9 protein-coding genes are annotated in these 9,169 nt (G+C 54.9%); all 9 read right to left on the bottom strand.

The features are described 5' to 3' along the window. The coding region (locus TY09_RS16825) for a phosphatase PAP2 family protein (RefSeq protein WP_042436782.1) at positions 1 to 406 on the bottom strand (406 nt) is incomplete at its 3' end. Positions 407 to 890: 484 nt separating this feature from the next. Then, on the bottom strand, positions 891 to 1,343 hold the full coding sequence (locus tag TY09_RS16830; protein WP_042436784.1) for a hypothetical protein: 453 nt from the start codon (positions 1,341 to 1,343) through the stop codon (positions 891 to 893). A gap of 42 nt (positions 1,344 to 1,385) precedes the next feature. Continuing rightward, a complete protein-coding gene (locus TY09_RS16835) occupies positions 1,386 to 2,648 on the bottom strand; it encodes an acyl-CoA thioesterase/bile acid-CoA:amino acid N-acyltransferase family protein (protein WP_052335758.1) in 1,263 nt (420 codons plus the stop codon). Then, positions 2,645 to 3,136: a MarR family winged helix-turn-helix transcriptional regulator gene (locus tag TY09_RS16840; RefSeq protein ID WP_042436786.1), complete on the bottom strand. Its 492-nt coding sequence runs from the start codon at positions 3,134 to 3,136 to the stop codon at positions 2,645 to 2,647. Before TY09_RS16840 ends, TY09_RS16835 begins: the two co-directional genes overlap by 4 nt. 182 nt (positions 3,137 to 3,318) lie before the next feature. After that, positions 3,319 to 5,538: a polyribonucleotide nucleotidyltransferase gene (locus tag TY09_RS16845; RefSeq protein ID WP_074432650.1), complete on the bottom strand. Its 2,220-nt coding sequence runs from the start codon at positions 5,536 to 5,538 to the stop codon at positions 3,319 to 3,321. A 199-nt stretch (positions 5,539 to 5,737) separates the two neighbouring features. After that, positions 5,738 to 6,001, bottom strand: a complete 264-nt coding sequence (rpsO, locus tag TY09_RS16850; RefSeq protein WP_009061953.1) for a 30S ribosomal protein S15 — start codon at positions 5,999 to 6,001, stop codon at positions 5,738 to 5,740. 124 nt (positions 6,002 to 6,125) lie between these two features. Next, complete coding sequence (gene ribF / locus TY09_RS16855; protein ID WP_009061867.1) at positions 6,126 to 7,067, bottom strand: riboflavin biosynthesis protein RibF; 942 nt, start codon at positions 7,065 to 7,067, stop codon at positions 6,126 to 6,128. Positions 7,068 to 7,127: 60 nt separating this feature from the next. Further along, complete coding sequence (gene truB / locus TY09_RS16860; protein ID WP_042436799.1) at positions 7,128 to 8,051, bottom strand: tRNA pseudouridine(55) synthase TruB; 924 nt, start codon at positions 8,049 to 8,051, stop codon at positions 7,128 to 7,130. 10 nt (positions 8,052 to 8,061) lie between these two features. Then, on the bottom strand, positions 8,062 to 9,015 hold the full coding sequence (locus TY09_RS16865) for a DHH family phosphoesterase (protein WP_020074329.1): 954 nt from the start codon (positions 9,013 to 9,015) through the stop codon (positions 8,062 to 8,064). Positions 9,016 to 9,169: the final 154 nt, after the last annotated feature.

Consider the following 9,169-nt stretch of genomic DNA (forward strand, 5'->3'; position numbering starts at 1 on the left):
AAGCAAACGTAAAAGCGACGATCCCCAGCGCATGGTTGGCGTGAAAAATAATCAGCGCCGCGCCAAAGGAAGACATCGTGTGACCGGACGGAAATGAATAATCCGTAGGCCGGTTCACCAGCAGCTTTTGGTCCGGGTATGTATGGCAGGGTCTTGGCCGTGCCACCAGGGGCTTGAGCACAAAGTTCGTCAGCACGCCGCAGGCGGCCAGAACAAAGAACATGACGACCCCGGCTTCCCGGTAATGCGGCATCAGGAAAAACACAACCATCACGGTTGCCCACACCGCACCTACATTTCCCACCAGAGAAATGTACGGCATCACTGCGTCAAACAGGCTGCAGCGAAAATTCCGCTGAATCATGCGCAGCATCTTTATATCGATTGTCTGTATCCGATCAAACATCAAATAATTCCTTTCCGATCCCCTCGAACAAAGCCGCCTCAAATACGGCCCGGGGATTTCATATCCATTAAAATACCATTCATTCCCAAATTCAGGTCATTCAATGATTCACCGCGCTGCGATGGTCTTATGTAGTATGATACCATACATTTACGAGCGGATACTTATATCCATGACCGACCGTAAAATTCCTCGACTGATGGTTCAACACGCTCTTCACCCCGGGGCTTTGCTTCAGCATGCGGAATGAAGTCATTATACCACAAACGCACCGCGCTGTTGTAATATATTTACAAATCAGCGGTATAATAGGCTACTTATAGTTATTATACCCTATCTGAAAATATCTCACAAGGGATAAAAGCTGCGAAAAAGTGAAAAGTTTTCGCGAAAAAGCCGTTAAAAAAGCACAGTTGAGATTGAAAAGCGGCTCTGATTCCATCAAAGCCGCCTTCGGAATTTTCACTTTATTTTGCTATACCGGTTATAGAAAATGCTCGATCATATACAGTGTTTTTGAGGATTCCACGTAATAAAGGTACATTCTGGTGCTACCTTTATTCTTTGCTTTCATTCCCAGTGTTGCGCCGTCAAAGTCAGGAAGGTATTTCTGCTCTACCGTGATTCCACTGGACAGTATTTTTAATACATCTTCCCTTTCTTCCTCCGGCACAGCTGAAATTGGCTTCATTGATTCGGGAAATGCGGGAGTCTTATCATACTGAAACACATGGTACCGCTCGCCGTCCCCATGAATATTGGCTTCACTTTGAGTTTCATACAGCTGTTTTGCATTTGTGGGCATCGAAACATTCCAATTCTGTTGAAAGACAAAAAAGTAATCCCTGCCGTTTTTCAGCTGAATTCCAGCCCATACTGAACCGAGCAAAATTACAGCCAGAACGGCGACAATTACCCGAAATTTCTTTTTTTTCACAGCTGTACCTCCTATTGATTTTTACGATACCAAGCATAATTCCTACAGTTCCTCTTTAAAAAAAGCGACCGTTTTCTTCCAGGAATGTTCGCTTTCTTTCATAACGCCATACCAGGAGGCTTTGGGGGATCTGGAATTTGGCTGAAACGCAACCGTCATCATATGCCCGCTGTTCGGATAAATGTATTTATGATACGGTAACACAAACCCCGATAGCCGCAGTCTTTCTGAAATGGACACCGCAGAGGAAAACGCGGGCCATATTTCATCGCTATAGGCGGCCAACACAAGCACGCTCCCGTTGATCTGTTCCACTGGAATCACACTTTCTTCCGAGTGGTATTCCAATTTTCGATTCATAAGCTTCTCCTTCAGATAATTCGTCATACTGAATTGCGTATAGGGAACCTCCTTTGCATGCTCTGTCCAGGAAGAGGATTTCGAGGGCTTCCATTTTTTTATTCCCTCCATCACCCAGGCCGAGGGGGAATTTGCCACCACACATTTCAAATCGGGAAAACGGCTGGCCGAAAGCAACGCGAACTCCGCACCTTTCGATCTCCCGTAAATTCCGATTCTGTCTGGGTTTACTTCCTTTCTTTTTTTCAGGATGGAGATGGCCTCCTCTACAATTTCGAGTGGAATTCTTTCCAGAAACTCGGAAACACCCTGCATTCCAAAATAACAGACAGCCAGTGTTACAAAACCATACCCCGACAACAATTGCGCAATATTCTGGGCCTTTTCAATTCTTCCCTCACTGCCGCTTACTACGATAATCGCAGGGGCGTTGACACATCCCTCCCCGAAAAACAGCCGCCCCTGAAGCCCTAGCCCGTAAACAACCTCCCCTTTAACCGTGGGCGGCTGATAATATCTTTTGAATTCCGTCTCCGCCAAACATCGGGTTTGCTCGAACGCCTGCAGGCAAACCCGGTAACTTTCAAAATAAGGCACCTCCTCAAAACAATCCACAAGGGCCTTCTTGCGCGGATGGACGGGCTTGAGCCGAAAGAAAAGTCCCATCGGGCACACACCCGTATAGCTGCCAAAAAGAGCCGGGTCCTTTTCCAAAGAAATACTGCCGTTCCCATCCGACAAAAAGGTTGCCTGCGCGCTCCATTCGACATTATGATCTAACTCCATGGAGGCATTCACGCAATAATAATCACTTACCGTCGCCTTTATGCAGATTTGCGTATTGGCCGGTAAATGAGTTATGCTGATTCGCATTTCACAATCCGCTTGCAGATTGTCGCTTTTTATCTTAAATTCGGACATGCTTTCTTCTTTCGTAACGGTCATCTCCTGTCAAAGTCTGTTGGGCCCGCTTCATTGCTCCACGGCAGGGTTTCCCATACCTGCTGAACCTCTTGCATCAGCTGCGGCAGCAGAGAAAGCATCTCTTCCGGATACCGCTGCAGCACCTTGTTGAGCCTCTGATTGAGATACTCGTGCTGTTCCCGATGTTTTTGGCATACCGCTTTTCCCCTAGAGGTAAGAGACAACGATACTTCATTTTCGGTTTCCTCTGAAGGGGTTTTCAGAACAAGGCCCTTCTGAACCAATTTGGATACCATTTGAGACACCGCGCTTCGGCTAATTCCTTGCTTTTGCGAAAGACTGATTCCATTCATTCCCTCCGAGCTACCAATCTCTGCGATGGTGTGAATTTCCGCAACAGTACACTTCTCTTCCTCAAGCATGTAATGCTGATTTTTTTCAAGCCTTTTATAGCTCTTGACAAAATCAAACAGTGCGGTGCTTATCTGTGCAATCGTTCCATCGTCCACACTCAGGCCTCCCTCTGTTTAGTTGCTTAACATTATAACTCCATTATGCAGAAATAACAACTGAAATGCACCAAAAAAGCGAATCTGCCCCCTCATTTTCTTCGCGTCGCTTTTATCTAAAAAAAGGCCGCCTCACTGGGCGGCCTTTTCCTCATTAACTTTGTGAAAAATAAAAGCGTTTCTTACTGGCGCGGCTTATTGTTATTGGGGCGGAAACCGTTGCTGCCGCGGCGGTCGTCACGGCGATCGTCTCTGCGGGGAGCAGGACGGCGGGGAGCGTCGGAAATCTCGTTCTCCGGCACAAGGCCCTCTACCTCGATCAGCGCGTCACGGCGGGAGAGGTTCAGGCGGCCCTTATCGTCGATCTCGAGCACCTTGACCATCACTTCGTCGCCGACATTGACTACATCGGTCACCTTCTCGGTGCGCTTGACGTCAAGGCGGGAAATGTGAACCAAACCCTCCTTGCCGGGGGCGATCTCGACAAACGCGCCGAAGTCCATCAGGCGGGTTACCTTGCCGTTGTAGATGGCGCCGGGCTCCGGATCGTTTACGATCGTATCGATGATCGTCATTGCGCGGCGGCAATTGTCGATGTCGATGCCGGAAACGAATACGTGGCCGTCATCCTCAATGTCGATCTTCACGCCGCACTCAGCGGAAATCTTCTGAATCACCTTTCCGCCGGAACCGATGACCTCGCGGATCTTCTCTGTGGGGATCACGGTAGACAGCATCTTGGGCGCGTATTTCGAAAGCTCCGCACGCGGCGCGGGAATCTGCGGGAGCATGATGTCGTCGAGGATATAATCGCGGGCCTTGTGTGTCTTTTCCAAAGCCTCTTTAACCATTTCGGGGGTCAGGCCATCGATTTTCAGGTCCATCTGAATGGCGGTGATGCCCTCATGGGTACCGGCCACCTTAAAGTCCATATCGCCGAAGAAATCTTCCAGACCCTGAATGTCCACCATGGTCATCCAGCGATCGCCCTCGGTGATCAGGCCGCAGGAAATACCGGCTACCGGCGCCTTGATCGGCACACCGGCATCCATCAGAGCCAAGGTGCTGCCGCACACGGAACCCTGAGAGGTGGAGCCGTTGGAAGACAGAACCTCAGAAACCAGACGCAGTGCATAGGGGAATTCCTCCACGGGGGGAATCACCGGCAGCAGAGCGCGCTCAGCCAGAGCGCCGTGGCCGATTTCGCGGCGGCCGGGGCCGCGGCTGGGCTTTGTTTCGCCAACAGAGTAGGACGGGAAGTTGTAGTGGTGCATATAGCGCTTGTACTCTTCGTCGTCAATGCCGTCGAGCAGCTGGCGGTCTGTGACCGGGCCGAGGGTGACGATGGTGAGCACCTGGGTCTGGCCGCGGGTGAACATACCGGAGCCGTGTACGCGGGGCAGCAGGCCAACCTCCGCCGCGAGCGGGCGGATCTCATCCATGCCGCGTCCGTCTACGCGCTTGCGCTCATCGAGCAGCCAGCGGCGCACCACGTATTTTTGGGTCTTATACAGGCATTCGTCGATCTTTGCCGCGCTATCGGGGTAAAGCTCGTCGAACTTCTCATGCACTTTTTCGTAAACCGGCTTCAAACGGGCGTCGCGCACCGTTTTGTCGTCGGTGTCGAGCGCCAGGCGGATATCCTCGATCGCGAATTCCTTGATCGCGGCGAGCATCTCCTCGTCGGGCTCGTTGCTCGGGTAGCTGAACTTCTCTTTGCCGATTTCTTCCTTCATCTTCTTGATCAGCTCGATGATCGGCTGGTTGGCAGCGTGGCCCGCCATGATGCCGTTGTACATCACATCGTCGCTCACCTCATTCGCACCAGCCTCGATCATTGCGATGCGGGAATCGGTGGAGGCCACGGTAACGGCCATCTGAGACTTCTCTTTCTGCTCGGCGGTGGGGTTGATGACGATCTCACCATCCACATAGCCGACAGAAACAGCAGAGATCGGCCCTCTCCACGGGATGTCCGAAATGCTGATCGCAATAGAGGTACCCACCATGGCGGCGATTTCGGGGGAGCAGTCGGGGTCTACGGACATAACAGTGCAGACGACGGAAACGTCGTTGCGCATGTCCTTCGGGAACAGCGGGCGAATGGGGCGGTCGATTACGCGGGAAGCCAAAACCGCTTTTTCGGAGGGGCGGCCTTCACGCTTTAAGAACGAGCCGGGGATTTTGCCGACTGCGTACAGCTTTTCCTCAAAGTCAACGGAAAGCGGGAAAAAGTCGATGCCGTCGCGGGGCTTGGCCGAGGCCGTTACTGCCACGTGAACGGCGGTTTCGCCGTAGCGCACAAGGCATTCGCCATTGGCCAGCTGAGCCATTTTACCGGTTTCGATCACCAGCGGGCGGCCGGCGAAGTCAGTTTCATATACCTTGAAATTTTCGAACATCAAAAAATCCTCCTTGTAACTTCTTTTTTCAGAATGCCCGGGAGGGAAACAGGCTTAGCAATTAAACCAATTCCTATGCATACCGCCTAGAAACTCGTTTCACTGCTAAAACCCAGTTCCTCCCGTAAGCAAAATAATTTCGCACAGATGCCTAAAAGGCAGACGGCTAAAAAAGCCGTCTGCCCGAAACAGCGTGCTATTACTTACGGATGCCCAGTTTCTCGATAATGGCGCGATAACGCACAATATCCGTTTTGGTCAGGTATTTCAGCATACTTCTTCTCTGTCCGACCATTTTCAACAGGCCGCGGCGAGAATGATGGTCTTTCTTGTGGATCTTGAGGTGATCGGTCAAATCGTTGATTCTCTTCGTCAGGATCGCGATCTGAACTTCGGCAGAGCCGGTATCTCCCTCGTGCAGAGCATACTGCTCAATAATCTGCTGCTTTTCTTCTTTTAACATGGTTTTTCCACCCTTTCCGTGCGGGTTACGCACATTGTACCCTCAATCCCAGCAAAAGGCCGGTGAATTCCCCATAGGGGCTTATTCCTTATTCCGGGAAAGGGGCTATCAACTAACTGATTGATTATACCATAGCTTCCTGGGTTTGTAAATAGGGGCTTACCAGGCTGCGGGCCGTCTCAGCGTCGCGCAGAATCGCCTGCCGCAGCTGATCGAGATCGTCGAATTTCTGCTCGGGCCGCAGGAAGCAAACCAGCTCCACCGGCACGCGGCGGCCATACAGGTCGCCCGAAAAGCCGTCGATCATCGTTTCGGCCAACACCCCGTCGGAACCGACGGTAGGCCGTATTCCAATATTTGTCACTCCGGCATACCGTTTGCCGCCTATGGTTACGACCGAGGCGTACACGCCGAACCGGGGACACAAAAAACCCGGCGGGAACGGCTGATTAATGGTGGGCGCGCCCAGCTTGCGCCCCAGCTGACGTCCATGCGCCACCGGGAAATCCACCGAGTAAAACCGGCCCAGAAGACGGGCAGCCTCCGTGGTATCGCCTGCCTGCAGCGCCTCGCGGATGCGCGTGGAGCTCACCGGTCTGCCATCGAGAGTAAGCGCCGGTACGACCGCCACCTCAATGCCGAACTCCGCGCACAGCTCTTTGAGCTCCGCGCTGCCGGCCTTGCCGCCGCGGCCAAAATGAAAATTAAAGCCGCAGCTCACCTCTTTGGCGTGCATGACACCATGCAGAATGTTTTCCACAAATTCCCGCGGTGACAATGTGCGCACCTCTTCAAAACGGGGCATGTACACTCGGCGTACACCCAGACGCTCGAATATCCGCAGCTTGCTCTCGCTGGCGGTCAGGCGCAAATCGCCGTCGCCCTTGAACATCTCCTGCGGGCTGGCGTCGAAGGTAAACACCGTAGGGACCAGCTTACGGGCCGTAAAGGTCACGCAAGAAATCACTCTCTGATGCCCCAGGTGGACTCCGTCAAAAACACCCATGGCCACCGCACTCTCCGACGGCGCAATCTGTTTTAAATCATGGAACACCTGTAATCTCAAACCAAAACCTCCCGATCCGCGCTGTTGCCCTCGCCCATACCTCTGAAAACCGGCGGCATGTCAGGCCTTTCGCTCTGCGCCGCTGTCGCAAAACAGGCGCAGCACGGCCAGCTCCTGCGTTTCGGCGTCCACCCGGCCAAGGCCCAAAAACGCCCCTTCGGGCGAACAAACCCGCATCCGCGCTCCCGGCGCGGGGCAATCACCCAGCCGCAGGCGCTCCAGCGCCAGCGCGCCGCCATTTTGAAACCGCACGCTCTGCGCTTCTGTCACCGAAACCCGCGGCAGGTGGAGAAACAGGCTCTCCACCGGCAGAACCCGGCTTTCGAGCTGATTTTGCTCCGCAAGCGTGCGGGCTTCGCCGATCGAAAGCGCCTGCTCCAGCGAAAAGCCGCAGGCCCGGGTGCGGCGCAGCGCCGTCATCAAGCCGAGGCTGCCCACGGCCTGTCCCAAATCGGCGCACAGCGCGCGGATATACGTTCCCTTCGAGCATTCGACCAGCAGGCTTCCCCGCCGCTCGGGCTCGCTGTATTCCAACAGCTCCAGCCGGTAAATCGTCACCGGACGGGGCTCGCGTTCTATCTCAATTCCCTGACGCGCCAGCTCGTACAAACGCCGGCCGTCTTTTCGCACCGCCGAATACATCGGCGGCGTTTGCAGAATGTCGCCCTGAAAGGTGGGCAGCGCCGCTGCCAGCTGCTCGCGGCTTACCGGCGCATCGCTCCGCCGCAGCACCGTGCCGGTGTTATCCTGCGTGTCGGTATCCAGCCCGAGCTGGAACTCCGCGCGGTACACCTTGTCGGAATCCTCCAGCAGAGAGGCGGCGCGGGTCGCCTTGCCCAGCAGCAGCGGGAGAACTCCCGTCGCCATCGGGTCCAACGTACCGGTATGCCCAATTTTTCTCTCCCGGCTCAGGCGGCGAACGACCGCCACCACGTCGAACGAGGTAAAATCGCAGGGCTTATCTATTACCAGGACTCCGTTCATCGGGGTCACCTCACATTGCTTCCAGAACCTTGCCGATCGCGGCCAAAAGCCTTTCTCGGGCGGGCTCAAAGTCTTCCTCAAGGGTACAGCCGGCCGCCGCCGCATGGCCGCCGCCGCCGAACTCCGCGCAGATTTTCGCCGCGTTCACCTGCGGCTGTGTGCGCAAAGAGACCTTGTAGCCGCCGATTTTACGCTCGCGCATCGTCACACCCACGAGAACGCCCTCAATCTGGCGGGGGATGGCCGAAAGGCCGTCGAGGTCGCCCTCGTCCGCACCGGAAGCCTCGATCATCGCGCGACTGATGCACATGACGGCGCAGCGCGCGTCAAAGTAAAACGCGATCGAATCCAGAACGCTGCGCTCCATTTCCAACCGGGCGCGCGTTTTGGTCTCGAACATCCGGCGGTTGATGTCCCCGGCGTCGATGCCCGTGCGGATCACTTTGGCGGCAATCTCGTGGGTGCGCGCCGTGGTGTTGGAATAGCGGAAGCACCCGGTATCCGTCGTGATGCCCGTGTAGACCGCCTGCGCGATCACTTGATCCGGTTCAATGCCCAGGCGGCAGATCACCTCATAGATGATCTCGCAGGCCGCGGCGGCAGTGCTGTCCACATACGAGTTTTCCGCAAAATCCTGGTGGGAGCCGTGGTGGTCGATGCACAGGTCGATCTTGCCCGCGTGCTTCGCCGCGAGCACCGGCCCGAGCAGCTTGCTGTCCGCCACATCGACGCTGACAACGAATTGGGCAGGGAACTCCTGGCGCTCAATCCCGTCGAACAAAAAGCTGTATTTCTCCGAAACGGGGTCGGCGCAGGTGCAGCGGGCCCGCTTGCCCATGCGCTGCAGCGCGCGGCAGAGCGCCGCAGCGCAGCCCAGCGTGTCGCCGTCGGGAAAATGGTGGCTTAAAATCTCAATGTCCTGCGCACCGCGCAGCAGAGAAACCACCCGCTCCAGATCAATCATCGCGTTCCTCCCCGTTCTGCTCCTCCCCGTCCTTCCAGTCCGACAGCAGCCTTGAAATGTTGGCGCCGTACTCAATGGAATCCGTGGCGTGGAACAAAAGCACCGGCACGTGGCGCAGCTTGAGGCGAAGGCCCAGCTCGCGGCGGATGTACCC

Origin of the sequence: Faecalispora jeddahensis, assembly GCF_000577335.1 — a bacterium.
Lineage (GTDB): Bacteria > Bacillota > Clostridia > Oscillospirales > Acutalibacteraceae > Faecalispora > Faecalispora jeddahensis.